The 22,967-nt window shown below is 60.9% G+C and carries 23 protein-coding genes; 15 read left to right on the plus strand and 8 right to left on the minus strand.

What is annotated here, in order from left to right:
• The first annotated feature begins 15 nt into the window (after positions 1 to 15).
• From M0814_RS21190 to M0814_RS21210, 5 genes are all read left to right on the plus strand, one after another.
• The gene (locus tag M0814_RS21190) at positions 16 to 729 is read left to right on the plus strand and encodes a TetR family transcriptional regulator (RefSeq protein ID WP_007964212.1); all 714 of its coding nucleotides are present in this window, start codon (positions 16 to 18) and stop codon (positions 727 to 729) included.
• A gap of 159 nt (positions 730 to 888) precedes the next feature.
• Positions 889 to 1,443 carry a hypothetical protein gene (locus tag M0814_RS21195; protein ID WP_003222053.1) on the plus strand — a complete coding sequence of 185 codons (555 nt, stop codon included), beginning with the start codon at positions 889 to 891 and terminating at the stop codon, positions 1,441 to 1,443.
• A 24-nt stretch (positions 1,444 to 1,467) separates the two neighbouring features.
• Positions 1,468 to 2,745, plus strand: coding sequence for a flavohemoglobin expression-modulating QEGLA motif protein (locus tag M0814_RS21200; protein ID WP_003222055.1), 1,278 nt, complete (start codon positions 1,468 to 1,470; stop codon positions 2,743 to 2,745).
• Between the two features lie 156 nt (positions 2,746 to 2,901).
• A complete protein-coding gene (locus M0814_RS21205; protein ID WP_103485389.1) occupies positions 2,902 to 3,807 on the plus strand; it encodes an alpha/beta hydrolase in 906 nt (301 codons plus the stop codon).
• Positions 3,804 to 4,133, plus strand: coding sequence for a hypothetical protein (locus M0814_RS21210; protein WP_003222058.1), 330 nt, complete (start codon positions 3,804 to 3,806; stop codon positions 4,131 to 4,133). Before M0814_RS21205 ends, M0814_RS21210 begins: the two co-directional genes overlap by 4 nt.
• A gap of 173 nt (positions 4,134 to 4,306) precedes the next feature.
• On the opposite strand, the gene M0814_RS21220 is transcribed toward M0814_RS21210, so the two are convergent.
• The 3 genes from M0814_RS21220 to M0814_RS21230 all read right to left on the minus strand — a co-directional run bounded on the left by M0814_RS21220 (position 4,307) and on the right by M0814_RS21230 (position 6,266).
• A complete protein-coding gene (locus tag M0814_RS21220; RefSeq protein ID WP_003222060.1) occupies positions 4,307 to 5,095 on the minus strand; it encodes an OmpA family protein in 789 nt (262 codons plus the stop codon).
• Positions 5,096 to 5,151: 56 nt separating this feature from the next.
• A complete protein-coding gene (locus M0814_RS21225) occupies positions 5,152 to 5,556 on the minus strand; it encodes a DUF4398 domain-containing protein (RefSeq protein WP_003222062.1) in 405 nt (134 codons plus the stop codon).
• A 365-nt stretch (positions 5,557 to 5,921) separates the two neighbouring features.
• Positions 5,922 to 6,266, minus strand: a complete 345-nt coding sequence (locus tag M0814_RS21230; protein WP_003222064.1) for a hypothetical protein — start codon at positions 6,264 to 6,266, stop codon at positions 5,922 to 5,924.
• A 213-nt stretch (positions 6,267 to 6,479) separates the two neighbouring features.
• Here M0814_RS21230 and ppc point away from each other — a divergent pair, with 213 nt between their 5' ends.
• From ppc to M0814_RS21265, 7 genes are all read left to right on the plus strand, one after another.
• On the plus strand, positions 6,480 to 9,110 hold the full coding sequence (gene ppc, locus M0814_RS21235) for a phosphoenolpyruvate carboxylase (protein ID WP_103485390.1): 2,631 nt from the start codon (positions 6,480 to 6,482) through the stop codon (positions 9,108 to 9,110).
• Between the two features lie 290 nt (positions 9,111 to 9,400).
• Positions 9,401 to 10,048, plus strand: coding sequence for an adenylate kinase (gene adk, locus M0814_RS21240; protein WP_003222067.1), 648 nt, complete (start codon positions 9,401 to 9,403; stop codon positions 10,046 to 10,048).
• Between the two features lie 93 nt (positions 10,049 to 10,141).
• Complete coding sequence (gene tsaB, locus M0814_RS21245) at positions 10,142 to 10,816, plus strand: tRNA (adenosine(37)-N6)-threonylcarbamoyltransferase complex dimerization subunit type 1 TsaB (RefSeq protein ID WP_103485391.1); 675 nt, start codon at positions 10,142 to 10,144, stop codon at positions 10,814 to 10,816.
• Positions 10,817 to 11,072: 256 nt separating this feature from the next.
• On the plus strand, positions 11,073 to 11,381 hold the full coding sequence (locus tag M0814_RS21250) for a hypothetical protein (protein WP_003222071.1): 309 nt from the start codon (positions 11,073 to 11,075) through the stop codon (positions 11,379 to 11,381).
• Positions 11,381 to 12,241, plus strand: a complete 861-nt coding sequence (locus M0814_RS21255) for a DUF72 domain-containing protein (RefSeq protein ID WP_103485392.1) — start codon at positions 11,381 to 11,383, stop codon at positions 12,239 to 12,241. The genes M0814_RS21250 and M0814_RS21255 overlap by 1 nt, the downstream gene beginning before the upstream one ends.
• A gap of 30 nt (positions 12,242 to 12,271) precedes the next feature.
• The gene (locus tag M0814_RS21260; RefSeq protein ID WP_103485393.1) at positions 12,272 to 13,108 is read left to right on the plus strand and encodes an isocitrate lyase/phosphoenolpyruvate mutase family protein; all 837 of its coding nucleotides are present in this window, start codon (positions 12,272 to 12,274) and stop codon (positions 13,106 to 13,108) included.
• Positions 13,109 to 13,110: 2 nt separating this feature from the next.
• Entirely contained in the window at positions 13,111 to 13,803 is a 693-nt protein-coding gene (locus M0814_RS21265) for an extensin family protein (RefSeq protein ID WP_103485394.1), read from the plus strand.
• Positions 13,804 to 13,807: 4 nt separating this feature from the next.
• Here the strand turns inward: M0814_RS21265 and M0814_RS21270 are convergent, their stop codons facing one another.
• Entirely contained in the window at positions 13,808 to 14,428 is a 621-nt protein-coding gene (locus tag M0814_RS21270; protein ID WP_103485399.1) for an energy transducer TonB, read from the minus strand.
• 96 nt (positions 14,429 to 14,524) lie between these two features.
• Here M0814_RS21270 and M0814_RS21275 point away from each other — a divergent pair, with 96 nt between their 5' ends.
• Positions 14,525 to 15,304, plus strand: coding sequence for a class I SAM-dependent methyltransferase (locus tag M0814_RS21275; RefSeq protein WP_177434740.1), 780 nt, complete (start codon positions 14,525 to 14,527; stop codon positions 15,302 to 15,304).
• 105 nt (positions 15,305 to 15,409) lie between these two features.
• Here the strand turns inward: M0814_RS21275 and M0814_RS21280 are convergent, their stop codons facing one another.
• The gene (locus tag M0814_RS21280; protein ID WP_045122312.1) at positions 15,410 to 16,045 is read right to left on the minus strand and encodes a TetR/AcrR family transcriptional regulator; all 636 of its coding nucleotides are present in this window, start codon (positions 16,043 to 16,045) and stop codon (positions 15,410 to 15,412) included.
• Positions 16,046 to 16,139: 94 nt separating this feature from the next.
• On the opposite strand from M0814_RS21280, the gene M0814_RS21285 reads away from it, so the two are divergent.
• Together M0814_RS21285 and M0814_RS21290 are read left to right on the plus strand one after the other, a co-directional pair.
• The gene (locus M0814_RS21285) at positions 16,140 to 17,240 is read left to right on the plus strand and encodes an efflux RND transporter periplasmic adaptor subunit (RefSeq protein ID WP_103485396.1); all 1,101 of its coding nucleotides are present in this window, start codon (positions 16,140 to 16,142) and stop codon (positions 17,238 to 17,240) included.
• 6 nt (positions 17,241 to 17,246) lie between these two features.
• Positions 17,247 to 20,315, plus strand: a complete 3,069-nt coding sequence (locus tag M0814_RS21290; protein WP_103485397.1) for an efflux RND transporter permease subunit — start codon at positions 17,247 to 17,249, stop codon at positions 20,313 to 20,315.
• An 801-nt stretch (positions 20,316 to 21,116) separates the two neighbouring features.
• Here M0814_RS21290 and M0814_RS21295 read toward each other — a convergent pair.
• The 3 genes from M0814_RS21295 to M0814_RS21305 are packed head-to-tail and all read right to left on the minus strand — an operon-like array spanning position 21,117 to position 22,964.
• Positions 21,117 to 21,806 (minus strand): DUF4197 domain-containing protein, encoded by a 690-nt coding sequence (locus M0814_RS21295; protein WP_003222080.1) that lies wholly within the window; start codon positions 21,804 to 21,806, stop codon positions 21,117 to 21,119.
• Positions 21,807 to 21,827: 21 nt separating this feature from the next.
• Positions 21,828 to 22,226 carry a YbaY family lipoprotein gene (locus M0814_RS21300; protein ID WP_103486311.1) on the minus strand — a complete coding sequence of 133 codons (399 nt, stop codon included), beginning with the start codon at positions 22,224 to 22,226 and terminating at the stop codon, positions 21,828 to 21,830.
• Between the two features lie 51 nt (positions 22,227 to 22,277).
• Positions 22,278 to 22,964 (minus strand): hypothetical protein, encoded by a 687-nt coding sequence (locus M0814_RS21305; RefSeq protein WP_103486310.1) that lies wholly within the window; start codon positions 22,962 to 22,964, stop codon positions 22,278 to 22,280.
• Positions 22,965 to 22,967: the final 3 nt, after the last annotated feature.

Genomic DNA, 22,967 nt, shown 5'->3' on the forward strand with positions numbered 1-22,967 from the left:
GGAAGTCCAGTCGTGATGGTTGCAATCGCTCAAGAAGGTGCAGCGGGTATCGCCACTGCGGTCGCTGAAAGTGTTCAGTACCAGGGCCGCAAGGCCAGCCGACAGGGCAGTGAGCAGCGTCGACAGGACATTCTCGACGCGGCGATGCGCATTGTCGTGCGTGACGGCGTGCGCGCCGTGCGCCACCGTGCGGTGGCGGCCGAGGCCGGTGTGCCACTGTCGGCCACTACTTATTACTTCAAGGATATCGATGACCTGCTCACCGATACTTTCGCCCAATACGTCGAACGCAGCGCGGCCTACATGGCCAAGCTGTGGATCAACAACGAAGGCCTGCTGCGCGAGATGGTCGTCAGTGGTGACGGCAGCCCCGAGTCGCGCTCGCAACTGGCGGACGACATCGCGCGGCTGATGGCCGACTATGTGCACCGGCAACTGGTCAATCGCCGCGAACACCTGATGGCCGAGCAGGCGTTCCGCCAGGAAGCGCTGCTCAACCCGCGTCTGGCGGATCTGGTGCGCTCCCATCAGCAGATTCTGCTGCAGGGCACCTGCCAGTTGTTTCAGGTATTGGGCTCGCGTGAACCGCAGCAAGATGCCAAGGTGTTGACGGCGATTATCGGACGGATGGAATATCAGGGCCTGCTCAACGACGCAGAGCCTTTGGCCGAACAGGACATGCTCGGGATTCTGACGCGGTATATGCATCTGGTCCTCGCCTCGGTCTGACAGCTGATGGAAATCCCCTGTGGGAGCGGGCTTGCTCGCGAATGCGGTATCACATTCAACGCTTCAGTTGACTGACCCACCGCCTTCGCGAGCAAGCTCGCTCCCACAAGGGGACTGAGCCGGATCATCAGGGCGACGCGTGTTCATAGGGAGTGTTGAATGAAAGCCTGGCGTGGCGTGCTGATCGCCTTGTCGTTCCTGCTGCTCAGTGGCTGTCTGGTGACCTTCAAGGATCCGCTGCCTGCCAGTGCCCCGGCGCCCAAGGGGTTGCTGGGCACATGGTCGAGCACCAATGCCTGGGGCGAGCCGATGAACCTTGAGCTGACCCGCGTCGGCACTGATCGCTATCAGGCTATCACCTGGTTCAAGGCCAGACCCCACGAGCGCGAGGCGTACCCGTTCACCGTATCGCACCATGGCAGTCGCTGGTATCTGTCGGCGAAAGTGCCGGCGCGTTACGGTGGTCAATACACCATCGCCGGTTTCGAACTCACCGACAAACACGAGCTGGTGGTGTACAGCCTCGACCTCGAACAGATCAATCAGGCGATCAAACAGAAAACCCTCGACGGTCAGCCATTCCCGACCGACGATGGTGACGGCGTGCAGGTCGACAGCAGTCTCGACAAGGTCTTTGCTTACCTCGACGATCCGGCCAATTCCGATGCATTCGTCGAAGCCGCACGCTATCAGCGCCAGGCCCGCGCCAAATAATTCAGTTTTCTACAGGAGTTTCGGGTGGACGATTACCAGCAGACGATACGCACGCTGTCCGATCGCATTGTGCTGGCGCAGACGCCGATCCGCGTGCTCGACGCGGTGAAGTGGGACGAGAACATCCGCAAGGGCTTTCTCAAGGCCAAGGGCAAGGAAATGCCGGCGGTGGATCGCGACTACTACCTCAATCGGCCGCTGTCCTTCGATTCGAGCAAGGTCAAACTGGAATTCCAGAACATCGAGCGCGACATCACCCGCCAGCTCGGCCAGTTCAACCCGGTCGGGCAGATCATGCGGCGCATGTGCAAGGAATACCGCATGGTGGTGCGCATGCTCGAAGCGCGCGGCACCGAGGATTTCGGCCTGATCTCCCAGGAACTCTACGGCGCCGCCTCCGATGCGTTCCACGCCGGCGACCCGACCCTGGCCGACCTCGGCCTGATGATGTCCGACTACCTGAACAACATTGATGGCCGTGGCGACCTGAAGGACGAACCGAAGATCCTCACCGCCAAGGATGCCGTGCATCTGCTGCAAACCCGGTTGAACAAGGTGTTTGGCGAGGCCGAGGAAACCATCCGCGTGTTCGAGTCCGACGGGATTGTCGCTGACGCGGCGGCGGGCGCCGACTACATCAAGATCCGCACCGACGCGCTGTTCAACGACCGCGACGTGCGCGCACTGGAAGTCCACGAAGGCCTGGTGCATGTCGGCACCACCCTCAACGGTCTGAACCAGCCGATCTGCACCTTCCTGTCCAAGGGCCCGCCCTCGTCGACGGTGACCCAGGAAGGCCTGGCGATCCTGATGGAAATCATCACCTTCGCCTCCTACCCGAGTCGCCTGCGCAAGCTGACCAACCGTACCCGCGCGATTCACATGGTCGAGGAGGGCGCGGACTTCTTGCAGGTGTTCGAGTTTTTCCGTGAGCAGGGTTTTGAAATGGCCGAAAGCTACGGCAACGCCAGCCGGGTGTTCCGTGGCTCGACGCCGACCGGCCTGCCATTCACCAAAGACTTGTCCTATCTCAAGGGCTTTATCATGGTTTACAACTACATTCAGTTGGCCGTGCGTAAAGGCAAGCTTGAGCAAGTGCCGCTGCTGTTCTGCGGCAAGACCACCCTGGAAGACATGCGTACCCTGCGTCAGTTGGTCGATGAAGGTCTGGTGGTGCCGCCCAAGTATTTGCCGGAACAGTTTCGCGACATGAACGCGCTGTCGGCGTGGATGTGCTTCTCCAACTTCCTTAATCACTTGAGCCTGGACCGGATCGAGGCGGATTATTCGAATATCCTCTGAACGACGAAGAAAAATTCCCCTGTGGGAGCGGGCTTGCTCGCGAATGCGATTTCACATTCAACATTAATGTTGGCTGATGCACCGCTTTCGCGAGCAAGCCCGCTCCCACAATTTTTGATTTGTGTTTAGCTCTCAATTTCTGCGAGGTTTCACCGGATGAGAATCCTCGGCATTCTTTGCCTGCTCCTGACCCTCGGCGGTTGCAGTTCGCTGTTGTTCTACCCTGAGCCGGGTCAGATCTTCACCCCGGAAAAAGCCAAGCTCGAATACCGTACCGTCACGCTGACTACGGCTGACGGCCTCAAGCTCAACGCCTGGTGGCTGCCGGCCAAACCCGGGGTCGAGGTCAAGGGCACGGTTTTGCACCTGCACGGCAATGGCGGCAATCTGCCGATGCACCTCGGCGGCAGTTGGTGGTTGCCGAAAAACGGCTATCAGGTGCTGCTGGTGGACTATCGCGGGTATGGCTTGTCGGAGGGTGAACCGAGCCTGCCGGCGATCTATCAGGACATCGACGCCGCGTTCGCCTGGCTGGATCAGGCGCCCGAGGTCAAAGGCAAGCCGCTGATCCTGCTCGGTCAGAGCCTCGGCGGCTCGATGGCTGTGCATTGGCTGGCGCAGCACCCCGAGCGGCAAAAACAGCTCAAGGCTTTCGTGCTCGATGGTGTGCCCGCCAGTTACCGCAGCGTCGGCCAGTACGCCCTCAGCACCTCATGGCTGACCTGGCCGTTTCAGGTGCCGCTGTCGTGGCTGGTGCCGGACGGCGACAGCGCCATCCACTCGATGCCGCAGCTCACGGGCGTGCCGAAACTGATCTTTCACAGCATCGACGACCCACTGGTGCCAATGTCCAACGCCATCCGCCTGTATCAGGCAGCGCCGCCACCGCGTGTGCTGCAACTGACCCGCGGCGGCCACGTGCAGACCTTCGGCGACCCGGTCTGGCGCCAGGTGATGCTGCGTTATCTGGAAGACCCCGAGCATTTCAACGGCCTGCGCCGCCTCGGCGAGATCCCGAACTACCCGCAACCCCCGAATTCTGAAAATGAGAGTCCGCAATGACTGAAGAACGTAACGCCATCCCGCTGATCATCACCGGTATCTGCAGCATCCTCGGCACGGTTGGGGCGCTGTGGTACTACGGCTACCTGCACTTCGCCAAACCCGAGGATGCGCTGCTGCTCAACGAATTCACCATGCTCAAGACCGTGCCGGGTGAAGACTACAAAATCTCGCTGGACCCGGCGCCGCAAGTGGCGCAGTGCATCGATGGCGTGCTGGTGCTGTTTGATACCGAGCAGAAAGGCCTGACCGGTGTGCTGATCAATGCGCAGAAGAAAGCCGTGCGTTGCATGGGGCAGGAAACCCCGCAGAAACTCGAGCAATAACCCGATCAAAACTGTGGGAGCGGGCTTGCTCGCGAAAGCGGTGTGTCAGTCACTCTATATTCCGACTGATCCACCGCTTTCGCGAGCAAGCCCGCTCCCACAGGGGAATATGTATGGCCAAAAAAAGCCCCGCCTGATCACTCAGGCGGGGCTTTTGCGTTACTGAGTGACGCTTAGTTCGAGCTGACGGCCGAACGTGGCAGCACTGGCTGGTTGTCGTTGGAAATGGTCACTTCCACACGACGGTTCATCGCACGGCCCGAGACGCTGCCGTTGTCGGCAACCGGGTATTCCTTGCCATAACCCTGAACCACGATGCGCGAAGGATCTACGCCCATCTTGATCAGTGCGACTTGAACCGAGGTCGCACGACGCTCGGACAGCGACTGGTTGTAAGACGCCGCGCCGGTGCTGTCGGTGTAGCCTTCGACGATCACTTTGCGATCAGGGTTTTCCTGGAGGAATTGCGCCAGTTTGTTGATGTTCACCAGACCGCTGGATTTCAGGTCAGCCTTGTTGGTGGCGAACAGCACGTCACCGAAGGTCACCAGGGTACCGCGATCAGTCTGCTTGGCGTTCAGGCTGTTCTGCAGCTGTTTGATCTGCTGATCGCGAGCGTCCAGACGGGCCTGGGCACGTTGCGCGGCAGCGTTCTTCAGGTTGTTTTCAGCTGTGCGCAGGGCGATGGTCTGCTTGGCCACTTCCACGCGCTGGTTGGTCAGGTAGGCCAGTTGGTCAACCTTGGCAGCGTCTTGCTTGTCCAGATAAGCCTTGTCGGCCTTGTCCAGGTAATCGCTGGCGTCCTTGGTTTCCAGGGCAGCGACTTTGCTGGCCTGTGGGTTGGCCTGCAGGCCGGCGTAGTTGGTGCGCGCCTGTTCCAGGTTCGGGTTAGGCGGAGTGGAGCAGGCAGCCAGGGCAACGCTTGCGGCCAGAAGAGCGGGGATCATCAGTTGCTTACGCATAATTTGTCGTCCTTTCTATCGATAAAAGTTTCAGCTTTGCGATTCGGGATGCGCGCTTACTGCACGGTGCGCTGACTTTCCTGACGCAGTTCCTGAACACCTTTCTGGGAATCCTTCAGAGCCTGTTCGGCCTTGGCGGCCTGAGCCTTGCGTTCTGCTACACGCGCATCCCATTCGGCCTGTTCGGCGAGGGTGCGAGCCTGTTCATACTTCTTGTCGTGCATGGCGATTTCGGCTTGTTTCAGCTTGTCCTGCGCCTGCTTCATTTCCACCGCAGCAAACTCGGTACCACCGGCGCTGACGGCGCTGTTGACCGCCGATTGGGTCACGGCGTACTGCTCGGTCGGTGGGTTACCGGCGCAACCGGCCAGAACGAAGCTGGTACCGATAGCCAGAGCAGCCAGTTTCAGACCGCGCAGGTGGGAGAACGAGGTTTGGGTCTTCATGGTCTTCAACTCCATTGTTTAACTCCTGATAAAACTGAAAATCCATCCTGGTCGAGGAGCCGCGAGCGTCGTGTAAAGCGAGTTTTTGAAACGCTCGTTCCAGGCGTGGTTACAGCTTCCGACCGGAGGCGTTTTTCAAAAGTTCAGAAAAGATGGCCTATCGCCAAATTTTTTTTTGACCAAACGGACAAGGCTCTAAACCGGGAACTTTGGAGGCGGGGAGAGGTACGCGCGAGTAAAAAATATACGATTTTTGAAATTGAACACGATCAATGTGGGAGCGAGCTTGCTCGCGAATGCGGTGAATCAGTCGCTATCAATGTCGGCTGAAATACCGCATTCGCGAGCAAGCTCGCTCCCACAGTTTGATCTTTGTTGTGTCAGTGTTTTTGCTTGCCGGCAGCGGCGGATAAATCCTGCAAATGCCGCCGCGACAGCGCCAGAAACCGCGGTGTCGGCCCGACGTCTTCATACAGCGGATCACCTTCCTCATCGGTGGCGACCACGGTCGAACCTTTCACATACGGCAGGCTCGCCTCGAATTCTTCGAGCGCGGCGCCGATCAGTTCGCCGAGCAGTTCTTCCGGGTGGCGTTTGGGGTACATCTCGGCAATCGCCGCCAGCCGCGCAGCGGCCTCGACGTCCAGATGAATCGTGTAGCCGGTGTCGGTCAGGCGACCCTTGGCGTTTTCTTCCCAATGCTGGGCGAGTTCACGAATTTTCATGATGACCTCATTTCGTGCCTGCTCGTGGCAGGCCTGGGTGAGTGTCCGGCGGGGCCGGCGGCAAGCCGTTGTACGGCTTGCTATTGAGACTAGCTCTAAGCCCCAAGGTTTAAAGTCCCTTCGTCGTCTGCTTGTAAGAAGCGCCGTAGAGCGGCACTCTCTGGGCAAAGCATTCGTTTCTGAGCCGTCCCGATTATCGCTGGAGAACTGCTGATGACCGATATTGATGCACGCTTGCGCGAGGACGTTCACCTGTTGGGTGAGCTGTTGGGCAATACCATCCGCGACCAGTACGGCGAGGAATTTCTCGACAAGATCGAGCAGATCCGCAAGGGCGCCAAGGCCGACCGGCGTGGCTCGATGGACGCCGAACTCAGCGCCAGCCTCAATCAGTTGAGCGAAGACGAACTGCTGCCGGTGGCGCGGGCGTTCAACCAGTTTCTCAACCTGGCGAACATCGCCGAGCAGTATCAATTGATTCATCGTCGCGAAGAGTCGCAGCCGGCGCCGTTCGAATCCCGCGTGCTCCCGGAACTGCTCGCCCGCCTGCGCAACGAAGGCCACAGCGCCGAATCCCTGGCCCGGCAACTGGCGCGCCTGGAAATCGAACTGGTGCTGACCGCACACCCCACTGAAGTGGCACGGCGCACGTTGATCCAGAAATACGATGCGATTGCCGGACAACTGGCCGCTCAGGATCATCGCGACCTGACCAGCGCCGAGCGCGAGCAGATCCAGAACACCCTGCAACGGCTGATCGCCGAAGCCTGGCACACCGAAGAAATCCGCCGCACCCGGCCGACCCCGGTCGACGAGGCCAAATGGGGTTTTGCGGTGATCGAACACTCGCTGTGGCAGGCGATTCCCAACCACATGCGCAAGGCCGATCAGGCGTTGTTTGCTGCCACCGGCCTGCGTTTGCCACTGGAGGCGGCGCCGATCCGCTTTGCTTCGTGGATGGGCGGCGACCGTGACGGCAACCCGAACGTCACGGCAGCGGTGACCCGCGAGGTGCTGTTGCTGGCGCGCTGGATGGCTGCCGATCTGTACCTGCGCGATGTCGATCACCTCGCTGCTGAACTGTCGATGCAGCAGGCCAGCGACGCGCTCAAGGCCAAGGCCGGCGACAGCGCCGAACCTTACCGTGCGGTGCTCAAGCAATTGCGCGAACGCCTGCGCGCCACGCGCAACTGGGCACAGGCGTCGCTGACGGCCAACACGCCGGCACCGGCTGACGTGTTGCACAACAATCGCGATCTGCTCGATCCGCTGGAACTGTGTTTCAACTCGTTGCACGAATGCGGCATGGGCGTGATCGCCGACGGGCCGTTGCTCGATTGCCTGCGCCGGGCGGTGACCTTTGGCCTGTTCCTGGTGCGCCTCGATGTGCGTCAGGATTCGACGCGACACAGTTCGGCGATGACTGAAATCACCGACTACCTCGGCCTCGGTCGCTACGAAGACTGGGACGAAGAACAGCGCATCAGCTTCCTCACCCGCGAATTGAGCAATCGTCGGCCACTGCTCCCGGCGCATTTCAAACCGTCCGCCGACACCGCTGAAGTGCTCGCCACCTGCAAGGAAATCGCTGCCGCACCGAGTGCATCGCTGGGTTCCTACGTGATCTCGATGGCAGGCGCCGCCTCCGACGTGCTGGCGGTGCAACTGCTGCTCAAAGAGTCCGGTGTGCTGCGGCCGATGCGCGTGGTGCCGCTGTTCGAAACCCTCGCCGACCTCGACAACGCCGGGCCGGTGATGGAGCGTCTGTTGCTGCTGCCGGGCTACCGCGCCAGGCTGCAAGGCCCGCAGGAAGTGATGATCGGTTATTCCGACTCGGCCAAGGATGCTGGCACCACCGCTGCGGCCTGGGCGCAATATCGCGCCCAGGAGCGGCTGGTGGAGATCTGCCGCGAGCAGCAAGTCGAACTGCTGTTGTTCCATGGTCGCGGTGGCACCGTGGGCCGTGGCGGTGGTCCGGCGCACGCGGCGATCCTGTCGCAGCCGCCGGGGTCGGTGGCGGGGCGCTTCCGCACCACCGAGCAGGGCGAAATGATTCGATTCAAATTCGGCCTGCCGGACATCGCCGAGCAGAACCTCAATCTGTATCTGGCTGCCGTGCTGGAAGCGACGTTGTTGCCACCCCCGCCACCGACGCCCGAATGGCGCCATCTGATGGATGAACTGGCCGCCGACGGCGTCGCCGCGTATCGCGCCGTGGTGCGGGAAAATCCGCAGTTCGTCGAGTATTTCCGCCAATCGACGCCGGAGCAGGAGTTGGGACGTCTGCCCCTCGGCAGCCGCCCAGCCAAGCGCCGTGCCGGCGGCATCGAAAGTCTGCGGGCGATTCCGTGGATTTTCGGCTGGACCCAGACCCGTCTGATGCTGCCGGCCTGGCTCGGCTGGGAAACCGCGTTGAGCAAGGCGCTGGCGCGTGGCGAGGGCGAACTGCTCGGGCAGATGCGCGAACAGTGGCCGTTCTTCCGCACCCGTATCGACATGCTGGAAATGGTTCTGGCCAAGGCCGACGCCGACATCGCGCTGTCGTACGATCAGCGTCTGGTCGAGCCGGACTTGCTGCCGTTGGGCGCGCAGTTACGCGACCTATTGTCGCAGGCGTGCGCGGTGGTACTCGGCCTGAACGGCCAGTCGCAGCTGCTGGCACATAGCCCGGACACCCTGGAATTCATCCGTCTGCGCAACACCTATCTCGATCCGCTACATCTATTGCAGGCCGAACTGTTGGCCCGTTCGCGGCAACAGAATGTCGAGCAGGGCAGCCCGGTGGAACAGGCGCTGCTGGTGTCTGTGGCGGGGATCGCCGCCGGTTTGCGTAATACCGGCTAAGGTTTTTGCTGTCGTGTCAGGCGCCCGGTGCACAGGCCGGGTGTCGCTTTGTATACGGCGAGCAAGTGCGGGCAGGCGACAGTTAGTGATGGGGTTGCGACTTGGCTCACCGGGTCGCAAGGTCGCGGCAGGCGGCGGTTTCTCCGACTTTTGGCGTCTTGTGTGGGCGCAGCCTGCTGTGTATCTTGATCAGCCTTTGGCCGTTTGTGCGGCCACGACCCATATTTTTAAGATCCGCCCCAAGAGGCGAATCCTGTTGTTTTCTATATAAAAAATTGAGGAGCACATCGATGCGCGTCATTCTGCTGGGAGCTCCCGGGGCCGGTAAAGGTACTCAGGCTAAGTTCATCACCGAGAAATTCGGCATTCCGCAAATCTCCACCGGCGACATGCTGCGTGCTGCGGTCAAGGCCGGCACTCCGCTGGGCGTTCAAGCCAAGAGCATCATGGATGCCGGCGGTCTGGTGTCGGATGACCTGATCATCGCGCTGGTGCAGGATCGCATCGCTCAACCAGACTGCGCCAACGGCTTTCTGTTCGACGGTTTCCCGCGCACCATTCCACAGGCCGAAGCACTGGTAACCGCCGGTGTCGAGCTGGACGCCGTGGTTGAAATCGCTGTTGAGGACGAAGAAATCGTTCAGCGTATCGCCGGTCGTCGCGTTCACGAGGCCAGCGGCCGCGTTTACCACATCGTCTACAACCCGCCGAAAGTGGCTGGCAAAGACGACGTTACCGGCGACGATCTGGTGCAGCGCAAGGACGACACCGAAGAAACCGTGCGTCATCGCCTGTCGGTCTACCATTCGCAGACCAAGCCGCTGGTGGACTTCTACCAGAAGCTCTCCGCTGCCAACGGCAAGCCGAAGTACAGCCACATCCCGGGCGTTGGTTCGGTGGAAGCGATCACCGCCAAGGTGCTCGAAGCGCTGAGCTGAAAAAGCTGATTGGCTGCATCATCCTCGGCCCGCTTGCGGGCCGTAGTTGTTTATACTGACGCACTTTTTCCACCACCTGTTTTGGATACATCGATGAGCACCTTGCTGGCCCTGGACACCGCGACCGAAGCTTGCTCCGTTGCCTTGCTGCATGACGGCAAGGTCACGAGCCATTACGAGGTGATCCCGCGTTTGCACGCGCAGAAACTGCTGCCGATGATCCAGCAACTGCTGGCCGATGCCGGCACCACGCTGCAAGCGGTGGATGCGATCGCGTTCGGTCGCGGGCCGGGTGCGTTTACCGGTGTGCGGATTGCCATCGGCGTGGTGCAGGGGCTGGCGTTCGCGCTGGATCGTCCGGTGCTGCCGGTATCCAACCTCGCTGTACTGGCGCAGCGTGCGTATCGCGAACACGGCGTGAGCCAGGTCGCAGCGGCCATCGATGCGCGGATGGATGAAGTGTATTGGGGCTGCTACCGCGAAACGGCGGGCGAGATGCGTCTGGTCGGTGTCGAAGCGGTACTGCCGCCGGAAGTCGCGGCATTGCCGGCCGATGCCAGCGGTGAGTGGTTCGGTGCCGGTACCGGTTGGGGCTATGGTGAGCGGATCGCGGTCAGTCTGTCCGGTCAGGACGCCGGCATGCTGCCTCACGCTGAAGACCTGCTGACCCTGGCGCGGTTTGCCTGGGAACGCGGTGAGTCGATCCCTGCCGATGATGCGCAACCGGTTTATCTGCGCGACAAAGTCGCCACCCCGAAGGCTCGCTGATTCACCACAAAACCTGTGGGAGCGGGCTTGCTCGCGAAGAGGCCATGTCAGTCTCTATCCAGGTGCCTGACACACCGCTTTCGCGAGCAAGCCCGCTCCCACGAGTTAGGTGTTCACTTAAAGTCACTGCCAATCGTCAGTTTCCAACCCCGCGCTTTAAACCTTTTACGCTTTATGTGTTCTAGTTATCACTCGGCAGTTTGCTAAGTCGGTCAAGTGCCGCTAAATTGCCATCATTGATACCGAGCATGAATTTATGCGTATAGACGGCCTCTCCTCTCAGTCCTACCCCATCAAGCGCAAGCCTCGCAAAGGTAATGTGGCGCTGGATGAATCCGTCGACGATATCGACGGCGAGCTGGAATTCCCGACTGAAGAGCAACTGGCCGCCCGCGCTGCCAAAGCCTCCGCGCAACGCCTTGCCAATCTGCCTGCCCGTCAGCAAGACATGATTTATCACCGCGCCATGAGCAAAAGCGTAGCGATGGCCCTCGCCAGCTACCTGAGCACCGCCGGTTTTGTCGATTGGGATGCGGATGTGCTGGGCCTCGACCTGTACATCTGATGGATCTGCCTTACTACCTCGGTTGTCCGTCCTGGAGTGAAAACGCCTGGCGCGAGTATCTGTATCCCGAAGACGCCAAGACCTCCGATTTCCTCAGTCTCTATTCGCAAGTGTTCAACGCCGTCGAAGGCAACACGACCTTCTACGCCAGCCCGTCGCCGGCCACCGTGCAGCGCTGGGCCGAGACCATGCCCGAACACTTTCGCTTCACCGCCAAGTTTCCCGGCGACATCAGCCACAGCGGTGACCTGCGCGATCAACTGACTGCCGCCGAAACTTTCGTCAACCTGCTCAGCCCGCTCGGCGAACGTGTTTCGCCGCTGTGGCTGCAACTGTCGAAAAGCTTCACCCCGCATCGGCTGCCGGAGCTGACCGCGTTCATCGACGCGCTGGACCGGCCGCTGGCGGTAGAAGTGCGTCACGAGCAGTTCTTCGCCAAGGGTGAGAGCGAACGCCTGCTCAATCGCTTGCTGCTCGACCGTGGCGTAGAACGCATCTGTCTCGATCCACGGGCGCTGTTCAGTTGCCTGTCGACAGAGTCTTCGGTGATCCACGCGCAATCTAAAAAGCCCCGGGTACCGACCCGTCCGGCGGCGTTCACCCAGTTCCCGCAGGTGCGCTTCATCGGCCACCCCGAGCTTGAGGCTAACGACCCGTTCCTGGTGCCATGGGTGGCGAAAATTGCCGAGTGGATCGAAGAGGGCCGCACGCCCTATATCTTCCTGCACACCGCCGACAACGTCATGGCGGCGAAGCTGGCGCAACGTTTTCACGCACAATTGATGCAACGTTTGCCTGGCCTGCCATCCCTGCCTGAGCTATACAGAGAACCCGCCGCCGAGCAACTCGGCTTGCTCTGAGGCGGATTTTCCCTGCTCAGGAGCCTGCCGATGGACGCCCACGCCCTTCAAGAACAAGCCCGCAAAGCCCAGGCCTTCAAGGCCCTGCACGAGCGTCCGGGGATTTTCGTGATTCCCAACCCGTGGGATGCCGGCTCGGCGAAGATGCTCGCCAGTCTGGGCTATCAGGCGTTGGCGACCACCAGTGCCGGTTACGCATTTTCCCAAGGCAAGGCCGACGGCGCCTTGAGTCTTGATGACACTCTGGCCAACGTCCGGGCAATTGTCGCGGCCACCGATCTGCCGGTGGCGGTGGACCTGGAAAACGGTTTCGCCGATGACCCGGCCGAGTGCGCCAAAAGCTTGCTGCGTGCCGCCGAGGCCGGCGCGGTGGGCGGTTCGATCGAGGACGCCACGGGCCGTGCCGACGCACCGATCTACTGCTTTGAACATGCCGTGGCACGTATCGAAGCCGCCGTCGCCGCCGTGCGCACACTGCCATTTCCTTTCACCCTGACCGCTCGCGCGGAAAACTACCTGCACGGCAATCCCGATATCCACGACACCATTCGCCGCCTGCAAGCCTTCGCCGAGGCCGGCGCCGACGTGCTGTACGCGCCGGGTTTGCGTAACGCCGAAGAGGTGCTGGCGGTGGTGCGTGCAGTGGCGCCGAAACCGGTCAATGTGTTGATGTCCGGCGGTTTGAAACTGACCGTGAAGGAGCTCGAAGAAATGGGCGTGCGGCGCATCAGTACCGGTTCGGCATTGGCCTTGGCGGCGTTCGGTGAGTTCTTCCGCGCGGCAGAAGAAATCCAGCAGCACGGCACGTTCGGCTTCACGTCGCAATCGATGCCGTACGCCAAGGCCAATCAGTTTTTCAAAGGCTGAGCATGGGTCGCTGGATCGCGCTGTCGGTACTGTTGATGATTGCTGGCGCCGTGGTCAGCGTCTGGCGTGGCTGGCTCGACGTACCGGCCGAGTGGAATCCGTGGGCGCCGCTGGACGTGAAGGCCGCGCCGAACTGGCTGACCGGTTTCAAACTGATGCGCCTGCGCGGCAATCCCGAGTTATGCGCACAAGTGCTGAGCAGCTCGGGTCTGCGCGTCACAGCGCAAGCCGACAGCCCTGACGCCAAGTGTCCTTTGATTGACGCCGTGCGCGTGCAGGGCGGCGAGGTGGCGCTGAGCAGCAGCTTCCTCGCCAGTTGCCCGCTGGCGGTGGCTTACGCGATGTTTGAGCGGCATACCCTGCAACCCGCCGCGCAATCTGTTTACGGGCAGAGGGTGGCGCGGCTTGATCACCTCGGCAGCTTTGCCTGTCGCAATATCTATAACCGCGAGAGCGGGGCGCTCAGCCGGCATGCCAGTGCCGATGCGCTGGACATTGCCGGTTTTCGTCTGGCGGACGGGCGCACTATCAGCGTGTTCAAGGACTGGCCGAAGCAGAATCAGGACGCGCAGTTTCTGCGGCAGGTGCGCGACGGCGCCTGCGAGGCGTTCAGTGTGGTGTTGAGTCCGGATTACAACGCTGCCCATCGCAATCACTTCCATGTCGATGTCGGGCGCTGGAGCGTGTGTCGCTGAGGTGTCAGGCGGCGAGGCGCAGGTTCTGCAACACGATCGGGCGCGCCCAGCCGTTATCGAAGTCCAGTGCCTTCTGTTGCTCGGCAATTTCTTCCGGCGGGAACGGCGGATAAGGTTTTTGCAGCAGATCGAGATCGAATTCGGCAATCGGCAGGTACAGCGGCTTTTTCTGCGGCGCCGGGCCAGGCTCTGGCACAGGCTGACCGTTGTTGATCACGATCGGCCGGACCCAACTGCTGTCGAAATCCTGCTGCTCTTGCTGAGCCTTGAGTTCTTCTGGCGGGAACGGTGGGAACGGCTTGTCCAGCAGATCGGTTTCGAACTCGGCGATCGGCAGGAACAGCGGCTCCGGCGGACGCACTTCGGTGTCGACCACGTCGCACTGACGCTGCTCGACGATGTGCGCGTGCAGCTCGCTGCCCAGGGTCGGTTCTTCCGGGCTGTTCAGGTCAACCGGTGGAAAGGTGCCACAGGCCGGCACCACATCACTCGTCTGTTCGGCCAGGGCCTGGGCAAAGAAATCCTGCCACAGGTGACTGACGCCGCCCAATGCTTGAGTGTTATGACGGCTGAAGTCGCCCTTGGGCGAAATGTAGCCAATCGATGTGGGAAGAATGCCTGACATTTTTTTCGGTTGACGCTCAGCTCTGGCAAAATGCGCGTTGATTGGTTTATCGGCCACTTTTTGCCGATCCTTAACTTTTTTGAGCGTGTTTTCATGATTGAGCAACCCGCGGCCTGCCGCATCCATGTCCAGGCCCTTGCCCCGACGTTTGAAGCGCAGGCCGAGCAGTGGGCCGAGCGGCTGGGCCTGCCGCTGCAGGTGGCCGACGGCGAGTTTGCCTTGCAGGTCGGCGAGCAGGGTTTGCAGCTGCAACAGCTCGGCCCGGATGCACCGGGGCCGGTGCGGGTGGACTTCGTCGAGGGTGGCGCGGCGCATCGGCGTCTGTACGGTGGCGGCAGCGGGCAGATGATCGCCAAGGCGGTCGGCATCGCCCAAGGCGTGCGCCCACGGGTGCTGGATGCCACGGCGGGGCTGGGCAAGGATGCGTTCGTGCTGGCCAGTCTGGGTTGCGAGATGAGCCTGATCGAGCGTCAGCCATTGATCGGTGCGCTGCTGGAGGATGGTCTGGCGCGGGCGGCGGAAGATTTCGACGTGGCGCCGATTGTCGCGCGGATGAAGCTGCTCAAGGGCAACTCCATCGAAGTCATGCGCAACTGGGAGGGCGAGCCGCCGCAGGTGATCTACCTCGACCCGATGTTCCCGCACCGCGAGAAAACCGCGCTGGTGAAAAAAGAGATGCGCCTGTTCCGGCCACTGGTCGGGGATGATCCGGATGCGCCGGCATTGCTCGAAGCGGCGCTGGCCCTGGCGACACACCGGGTGGTGGTCAAGCGCCCGCGCAAGGCGCCGTGCATCGAGGGGCCGAAACCGAGCCATGCGCTGGATGGTAAATCCAGTCGGTATGACATTTACCCGAAGAAGGCGTTAAAACCTTAAGACCGAGTTGCGTCCATTCGCGAGCAAGCTCGCTCCCACATTTGAAATGCAATCCAATGTGGGAGCGAGCTTGCTCGCGAAGGCGTCCGCAAAAACACCGCAGAATCAGGGCCGATACGCCCGCATGAACAACCCCACCACTTCCTGCACGTGACTCTCTGAAGCTTCTTCGCTCAGCGGCTCACCGCAGCAATACAGCAAGCGAAAATTCCCCGCGCCCTTGATCAGGCAGAAGAAATGCTCGGCCGCATTACGCGGCTGATCGATGCGCAGCGCGCCGGTCTCGTCGATGCGTTTCAGCAGCCGCTCCATCCCTTGCACCATGCGCTCGGGACCGGCTTCGAAGAAAATCTGCGACAGCTTCGGATCTTGCGTACCCAGCGCCATCATCAAGCGGTGCAGATTCACCGACTCGTCGCTGTTAATCAGCTGATGAAAGCCCCGGGCAATGTTCAGCAACACTTTTTCCACGGGGATTCCGGCGGGCAATTCGAAGAACAGCGGCGGTAGTTGCTCCTCGCATTTGGCCATCACGGCGGAGGAGAACAGCGTCTCCTTGTCGTTGAAATGGCTGTAAACCGTCAGTTTTGACACGCCAGCCTCGGCGGCCACCGCGTCCATGCTGGTGTTGGCGTAGCCGTGACTCAGAAACAGGGTTTTCGCCGCATCGAGGATCGCCCGGCGCTTGGCCGGGTCCTTCGGACGGCCCGGGCCGTTTGGAGCTGAAAGATTGTTCGACATTCTTCGCTTTTAATACTGGACTGGTGAGTTTGCTATTAATACCATACCGGCCAGTATAAATATTCCAAGCACCATTAGCGAAAGGTCCGTCACCATGTTCCGCCATGCGTTGTGCTTTGCCGTGCCAGTCAGCCTGGCTTTTTTATTGTCCGCGTGCGGTCAGGAAGAGGCGACGCAAGTCAGCGTTCGACCGGCCATGGTGGTGCAGCCAGAGCCTTCGGCGCAGGCGATGGAAAGTTATCCGGGCGAAGTGCGCGCGCGCTACGAACCCGATCTGGCGTTCCGCATTGGCGGCAAAGTCAGCCGACGACTGGTCGAAGAAGGTCAGCGGGTCAAAGCCGATCAGCCACTGGCTGAACTCGATCCGCAGGATGTGCGCCTGCAACTCGAAGCCACCCGCGCACAGGTCGCCGCCGCTGAAGCCAATCTGAATCTGGTGCGCGCCGAGCGTGACCGCTACAAGACCCTGATGGAGCGGCAGATGGTCAGCCGTTCCGCCTACGACAATGCGGAAAACCTCTACCGCTCCGGCGAAGCCCGTCTCAAGCAGATCAAAGCCGAATTCAACGTCTCGACCAACCAGGCCAGTTACGCCGTGCTGCGCGCACCGCAGGACGGCGTGGTGGCCAAGCGTTCGGTGGAAGTCGGGCAAGTGGTTGCCGCCGGGCAAACCGTGTTCACCCTCGCCACTGATGGCGAGCGCGAAGTGTCGATCAGCCTGCCGGAGCAGAGCTTCGGACGGTTCAAAGTCGGCCAGCCAGTGACCGTTGAACTGTGGACCCAGCAGAACCAGCGCTTCGCCGGGCAGATTCGTGAACTGTCGCCGGCAGCCGATCCGAAATCCCGTACCTTCGCTGCACGCATCTCGTTCACCAGCGGCAAAGTCCCGGCGGAACTCGGGCAGAGCGCCCGGGTGTTTGTGCAATCGGCGGATGCCGTGCCGCTGTCGGTGCCGCTCTCGGCGCTCACCGCGGAAAACGGCGCGACCTACGTCTGGGTCGTCAGCGCCAACAACACCCTGAAAAAGACCCCGGTGCGCATCGGCCCGTTCGGCGAGAAAAGCGTGCCGGTGCTCGAAGGCCTCAACGCCAGCGACTGGGTAGTTGCCGCCGGCGTTCACGTATTGCTCGAAGGTCAGCAGGTGCGGCCTGTGGATCGCTCCAACCGAGTGGTCAATCTGGCGGACAAGGAGTAAGTCCCGATGCGCTTCAACCTTTCCGAATGGGCGTTGCGTAATCGCCAGATCGTACTGTTCCTGATGCTTTTGCTGGCCATCGTCGGCGCGTTGTCTTACACCAAACTCGGCCAGAGCGAAGACCCGCCGTTCACCTTCAAGGCCATGGTCATCCAGACCCGTTGGCCGGGGGCGACCGCGCAGGAAGTCTCGCGTCAGGTCACTGAACGCATCGAAAAGAAACTGATGGAAACCGGCGAGTACGAACGCATCGTGTCGTTCTCCCGCCCGGGTGAATCCCAGGTCACCTTTATTGCCCGCGACTCCATGCATTCGGTGGACATTCCCGACCTCTGGTATCAGGTGCGCAAGAAGGTCAGCGACATTCGCCAGACCTTGCCGCCAGGGATTCAAGGGCCTTTTTTCAACGATGAATTCGGCACCACCTTCGGCAATATCTACGCGCTGACCGGCGACGGTTTCGACTACGCGGTGCTCAAGGATTACGCCGACCGCATCCAGATCCAACTGCAACGGGTCAAGGATGTCGGCAAGGTCGATCTGCTCGGTTTGCAGGACGAGAAGATCTGGGTCGAGCTGTCCAACGTCAAACTCGCCACCCTTGGCTTGCCACTGGCGGCGGTACAGCAGGCGCTGGAAGAACAGAACGCGGTGTCCACCGCCGGCTTCTTCGAGACCGGCAGCGAGCGTGTGCAGCTACGGGTCTCGGGGAATTTTCAGACGGTCGACGAGATCAAGAACTTCCCGATCCGGGTCGGTGATCGGACGTTCCGCATCTCCGATGTCGCCGACGTGCGTCGCGGTTTCAACGATCCACCGGCGCCCCGCATGCGTTTCATGGGCGAAGACGCCATCGGTCTTGCGGTGGCGATGAAGGACGGCGGCGACATTCTGGTACTGGGTAAAGCGCTGGAGGGCGAATTCTCGCGCCTGCAAAAGAACCTCCCGGCCGGCATGCAGCTGCGCAAGGTGTCCGACCAACCGGCAGCGGTGAAAACCGGTGTCGGCGAATTCGTCCAGGTGTTGGTCGAGGCGCTGGCGATCGTGTTGCTGGTGAGCTTCTTCTCCCTCGGTGTGCGCACCGGCATGGTGGTCGCGCTGACCATTCCGCTGGTGCTGGCGATGACGTTCGCCTGCATGTATTACCTCGGCATCGGCCTGCACAAAATCTCTCTCGGCGCGCTGGTGCTGGCGCTGGGGTTGCTGGTGGACGACGCGATCATCGCTGTGGAAATGATGGCGATCAAAATGGAGCAGGGCTTCGACCGGATCAAGGCCGCCAGTTACGCCTGGACCAGTACCGCGTTCCCGATGCTCACCGGCACGCTGATCACCGCTGCAGGCTTCCTGCCGATTGCCACCGCGCAGTCCGGCACCGGCGAATACACCCGTTCGATCTTCCAGGTGGTGACCATCGCGTTGCTCGCGTCATGGGTGGCGGCGGTGATGTTCGTGCCGTATCTGGGGGAAAAACTCTTGCCGGATCTGGCGAAGATTCATGCGGCCAAACACGGTACGACTGACGGTCAGGCCGACCCGTATGGCACGCCGTTCTATCAACGGGTCCGACGTCTGGTGGAGTGGTGCGTGGCGCACCGTAAAACCGTGATTGTGCTGACGGTGGGGCTGTTTATTGCGTCGGTGATGCTGTTCCGTTTCGTCCCGCAGCAGTTCTTCCCGGCCTCCAACCGGCTCGAATTGATGGTCGATCTGAAACTGGCTGAAGGGGCGTCGCTGGCCAACACCACGGCCGAGGTCAAACGGTTGGAGGCGATGCTCAAGGATCACGCCGGTATCGACAACTATGTGGCGTATGTCGGCACCGGTTCGCCGCGGTTCTACCTGCCGCTGGATCAACAACTGCCGGCGGCGAGCTTCGCCCAGTTTGTGGTGTTGGCGAAAAACATCGAGGAGCGCGAGACCCTGCGTACCTGGTTGATCGACACGTTGAACGAGCAATTCCCGGCCTTGCGTTCGCGGGTCACGCGTCTGGAAAACGGCCCGCCGGTTGGCTATCCGGTGCAGTTCCGCGTCACCGGTGAACACATCGAAGAGGTCCGCGCCTTGGCGCGCAAAGTGGCGGCCAAGGTGCGCGAGAACCCGCACGTGGTCAACGTGCACCTGGATTGGGAAGAACCGAGCAAGGTGGTGTACCTGAACATCGATCAGGACCGTGCCCGGGCGCTCGGTGTGAGCACGGCCAATCTGGCGAAATTCCTCCAGAGTTCGCTGACGGGTTCGAGTGTCAGTCAGTACCGCGAGGACAACGAACTGATCGAGATTCTGCTGCGCGGCACCGTGCATGAGCGCACCGAGTTGTCGTTGCTGCCGAGCCTGGCGGTGCCGACGGATAACGGTCGCAGTGTGGCGTTGTCGCAGATTGCCACGCTGGAATATGGGTTTGAGGAAGGCGTCATCTGGCATCGCAATCGGTTGCCAACGGTGACGGTGCGCGCGGACATTTACGGCAAGGAGCAGCCGGCGACGCTGGTGCAGCAGATTCAGCCGACGCTGGATCCGATTCGCGCCGAATTGCCTGACGGGTATCTGCTGGATGTTGGCGGTACGGTGGAGGACTCGGAGCGGGGGCAGAAGTCGGTGAATGCCGGGGTGCCGATGTTCATTGTGGTGGTGCTGACGTTGCTGATGGTGCAACTGCGCAGTTTTTCGCGCACGGCGATGGTGTTTCTGACGGCGCCGCTGGGGTTGATCGGGGTGGTGTTGTTTCTGATGGTGTTCCGCCAGCCGTTCGGGTTTGTGGCGATGCTGGGGACGATCGCGCTGTCGGGGATGATCATGCGTAACTCGGTGATTCTGGTGGATCAGATCGAGCAGGATATTGCCTCTGGTCTTAATCCTTGGCAGGCGATTATCGAGGCGACGGTGCGGCGGTTTCGGCCGATCGTTTTGACGGCTTTGGCGGCGGTGCTGGCGATGATTCCTTTGTCGCGGAGTGTGTTTTTTGGGCCTATGGCGGTGGCGATTATGGGGGGGTTGATTGTGGCTACGGCTTTGACGCTTTTGTTTTTGCCTGCTTTGTATGCGGCTTGGTTCCGGGTGCGTCGCGACGCTTGATGGTTTTGGACGTGGCGGCCTTTGGGCCGACCAGGTTCCTGGGGTTTTGGGGGGTTATCCGTTTTTTGGGGTGTGGCGGCTGGCGGTTTCGCCCTTACGGCGAGTCACTTTTGCAGACGCCCAAAAGTAACCAAAACGCTGGGCCCCGGCGTACGGCCCTCGCTTGGGCTCGGGTTCCTTCGTTGCGGGGTTCATCCGGGGGCATCGCCTCCGGTTTGCTTCGCTGCACCTCCTCTCGATGTGTTCGACTTCGTCGAACGGTCGCTGCGCTCCCACCCCCGTATAAACCCCTCCACTCAGCCTGCCGAAGGGGCCGGCACGGCAAGATCAAGAGCTGCAGCCGAGCTTGCGCTCATCCTGTTGAGTGGTGAAAAGCATGTGGTCGACTTTTGCTTTTCTGTAGGAGTGAGCCTGCTCGCGATGGCGGCCTGACAGCCGACCAATCCCCAACTGACCGCCCCCAATCCAACTGTAGGAGTGAGCCTGCTCGCGATAGCGGCCTATGAGCCGACCAATCTCCAACTACCTGCACCCAATCCAAAATGTGGGAGCTGGCTTGCCAGCGATGGCGGCCTATGAGCCGACCAATCTCCAACTGCCTGCACCCAATCCAACTGTGGGAGCGGGCTTGCTCGCGAAGAGGCCCGCCCAGCCACCCAACCTCTTTGGTCTATTTAAAAATCGCTCGCTGAGCTCTCGGTTAACCGCGTCCCCGATCAAGTCGATCCGCAAGGCTGACCCACAATAAAAAGCCCGCTGACCTTCACAGGTTCAGCGGGCTTTTTCGTGCCGCGGCAAAAATTACAAGGTGCCGAACACTTTCTTCGCCAGACCCGTCGCTGCAGCGGCGGGATTCTTGCGGATGGTTTCTTCCTGTTTGCCGATCATTTCGAACAGGCCGTTCAGGGCTTGTTCGGTGACGTAGTTTTCGACGTTGGCGCTTTTCGCATCTACTACGCCCAGGGTCGCGGCCTGGCCGGCGAAGGTGTTGTACTTTTGTGCTACGCCGACTTTGTCGGTGGCTTGTTTGACGATGGGCAGGAACTTGGCGCGGATTTGTTCGCGGCTGGTTTTGTCCAGGTATTGGGTGGCCGAGTCGGTGCCGCCGCTGAGGATGCCCTTGGCGTCGGCCACGGTCATTTTCTTCACGGCGTCGACGAGGATCGGCTGGGCCTGGGTCACGGCGCTTTCTGCGGCTTTGTTCATCGCGGTTTCGAGTTCGTCGACCTGGGCGCCCATGCCGAAGGCTTTCATCTTGCCGGCGACTTTGCCGAGTTTGCCCGGCAGTTCGATTTTCACTTCCGGGTTGTTGCTGAAGCCGCCCGGGGTGCCGAGCTGTTTGACGGCAATTTGCGCGCCTTGGGTCAGGGCGTCCTTGAGGCCGCCGGTGGCGTCTTGTTGCGAGAGGTCGCTGAGCGACAGTGCCAGGGCGCTGGCAGAGATCATCAAGCCCGCGCACAGGCCGGCGAAGCGAAGGGTAGGGCGGAGCATGGCAGCTTCCTTGAAAGACAATTAGCGAATGGCGTCGACGCGGATTTTCAGCGGCTGCGGATCGTTGCCGTCCAGTTGCAGGGCGTGGTTCTCGGTGGTGATGAACATCAGCTCGCCGTTGACTTCGATGCGCGCGCTGACCGAGTAGCGGTGGCCGGGTTTGACCTGGGCCGGATCGTAACTCAAGTGGAACGGCAGTGGCACCTGGCCTTTGACCGGGCCTTTCTGTTCGTCGAGGACCACCGCCGGGGCGTCGGCCAGCGATACGTCCTGCAGGCTCACGCTCAGGGTCGCACTCGGTGGCAGGGCGATGCGTTGCAGGTAGAACACTTCGCCATCGAGGCCGACCTTGCCGGCGGGGGTGGTCGACTGGCAGGCGCTCAACAGGGTGGCTGCGGCGAGGAGGGTGAGTTTTTTCATTGGGGACCTCTGAGACGTTTGCGCCGGAAGAATCCCGGCGCCGAAGGAAATCTAGCGGATTTTGGCGTCAGCGTCAGTGAACAAACGTAAGGGTTTTTCCAGCCAATGCATCAGGGCCTGAAATGACCACGCCTGTTGTTCGCGTGCTACAGGGGACAGTTCGATCGATCCCGGCGAAACCGGAACCGCTTGGTGGTAGCGGTTTTCAACGGCGCTCAGCACATAACGTTTGCCAGGGATGACACTCTCGGGATCGTATTTCAGATAAAACGAAGTGGCGGTCTGTTCGTCATGGTTGACGCGTACCAGTTCAACTTGCGGCTGCTCGAGTTGATGCAATCTGATGGTCACGGCTTCTTCAGCCGGGACCGTCGTGGGTTCCTGTACTTCGACATAAAGTTGCCCGATCGGGCTCAAGTGCAAGGTCTGGCGATGCGGCGCCTTGTTGACGGTGACGAAGTAGTCCAGCTCGATCAGCAACGGTTGGCGGTTGTGGAGCATCTGGACATTGACCTGATACTTCACGCCCACATCGCTGTAAGGGTGGGGAAAGTCAAACTTCCATCCGGCGTCATAGAGCGAAGCATGGCGCCAGTCCTTGATCGTGACGGGCGCTGCAGAGTTGAGGCGTTTGACGCTGACCCGCGTTTCGCTGATGCCGCCCTGTGGGGCAACAAAGTCCGCTGGCAGACTGAAGTTCAAAGTGACGCTGGGGGGTTGTTGATTTAACAGGCTCATCTC

The organism is Pseudomonas sp. MWU12-2020 (genome assembly GCF_023100605.1).
GTDB lineage: Bacteria > Pseudomonadota > Gammaproteobacteria > Pseudomonadales > Pseudomonadaceae > Aquipseudomonas > Aquipseudomonas fluorescens_H.

What these genes read in the sequence shown, in the direction of transcription:
- M0814_RS21250 (WP_003222071.1), top strand. Translation starts at nt 11,073, where the DNA reads ATGCGTATAGACGGCCTCTCCTCTCAGTCCTACCCCATCAAGCGCAAG.
- M0814_RS21290 (WP_103485397.1), top strand. Translation starts at nt 17,247, where the DNA reads ATGCGCTTCAACCTTTCCGAATGGGCGTTGCGTAATCGCCAGATCGTA.
- M0814_RS21190 (WP_007964212.1), top strand. Translation starts at nt 16, where the DNA reads ATGGTTGCAATCGCTCAAGAAGGTGCAGCGGGTATCGCCACTGCGGTC.
- M0814_RS21195 (WP_003222053.1), top strand. Translation starts at nt 889, where the DNA reads ATGAAAGCCTGGCGTGGCGTGCTGATCGCCTTGTCGTTCCTGCTGCTC.
- adk (WP_003222067.1), top strand. Translation starts at nt 9,401, where the DNA reads ATGCGCGTCATTCTGCTGGGAGCTCCCGGGGCCGGTAAAGGTACTCAG.
- M0814_RS21255 (WP_103485392.1), top strand. Translation starts at nt 11,381, where the DNA reads ATGGATCTGCCTTACTACCTCGGTTGTCCGTCCTGGAGTGAAAACGCC.
- M0814_RS21220 (WP_003222060.1), bottom strand. Translation starts at nt 5,095, where the DNA reads ATGCGTAAGCAACTGATGATCCCCGCTCTTCTGGCCGCAAGCGTTGCC.
- M0814_RS21280 (WP_045122312.1), bottom strand. Translation starts at nt 16,045, where the DNA reads ATGTCGAACAATCTTTCAGCTCCAAACGGCCCGGGCCGTCCGAAGGAC.
- M0814_RS21305 (WP_103486310.1), bottom strand. Translation starts at nt 22,964, where the DNA reads ATGAGCCTGTTAAATCAACAACCCCCCAGCGTCACTTTGAACTTCAGT.
- M0814_RS21270 (WP_103485399.1), bottom strand. Translation starts at nt 14,428, where the DNA reads ATGTCAGGCATTCTTCCCACATCGATTGGCTACATTTCGCCCAAGGGC.
- M0814_RS21210 (WP_003222058.1), top strand. Translation starts at nt 3,804, where the DNA reads ATGACTGAAGAACGTAACGCCATCCCGCTGATCATCACCGGTATCTGC.
- M0814_RS21300 (WP_103486311.1), bottom strand. Translation starts at nt 22,226, where the DNA reads ATGAAAAAACTCACCCTCCTCGCCGCAGCCACCCTGTTGAGCGCCTGC.
- M0814_RS21230 (WP_003222064.1), bottom strand. Translation starts at nt 6,266, where the DNA reads ATGAAAATTCGTGAACTCGCCCAGCATTGGGAAGAAAACGCCAAGGGT.
- M0814_RS21265 (WP_103485394.1), top strand. Translation starts at nt 13,111, where the DNA reads ATGGGTCGCTGGATCGCGCTGTCGGTACTGTTGATGATTGCTGGCGCC.
- M0814_RS21225 (WP_003222062.1), bottom strand. Translation starts at nt 5,556, where the DNA reads ATGGAGTTGAAGACCATGAAGACCCAAACCTCGTTCTCCCACCTGCGC.
- M0814_RS21285 (WP_103485396.1), top strand. Translation starts at nt 16,140, where the DNA reads ATGTTCCGCCATGCGTTGTGCTTTGCCGTGCCAGTCAGCCTGGCTTTT.
- M0814_RS21205 (WP_103485389.1), top strand. Translation starts at nt 2,902, where the DNA reads ATGAGAATCCTCGGCATTCTTTGCCTGCTCCTGACCCTCGGCGGTTGC.
- M0814_RS21260 (WP_103485393.1), top strand. Translation starts at nt 12,272, where the DNA reads ATGGACGCCCACGCCCTTCAAGAACAAGCCCGCAAAGCCCAGGCCTTC.
- M0814_RS21295 (WP_003222080.1), bottom strand. Translation starts at nt 21,806, where the DNA reads ATGCTCCGCCCTACCCTTCGCTTCGCCGGCCTGTGCGCGGGCTTGATG.
- ppc (WP_103485390.1), top strand. Translation starts at nt 6,480, where the DNA reads ATGACCGATATTGATGCACGCTTGCGCGAGGACGTTCACCTGTTGGGT.
- tsaB (WP_103485391.1), top strand. Translation starts at nt 10,142, where the DNA reads ATGAGCACCTTGCTGGCCCTGGACACCGCGACCGAAGCTTGCTCCGTT.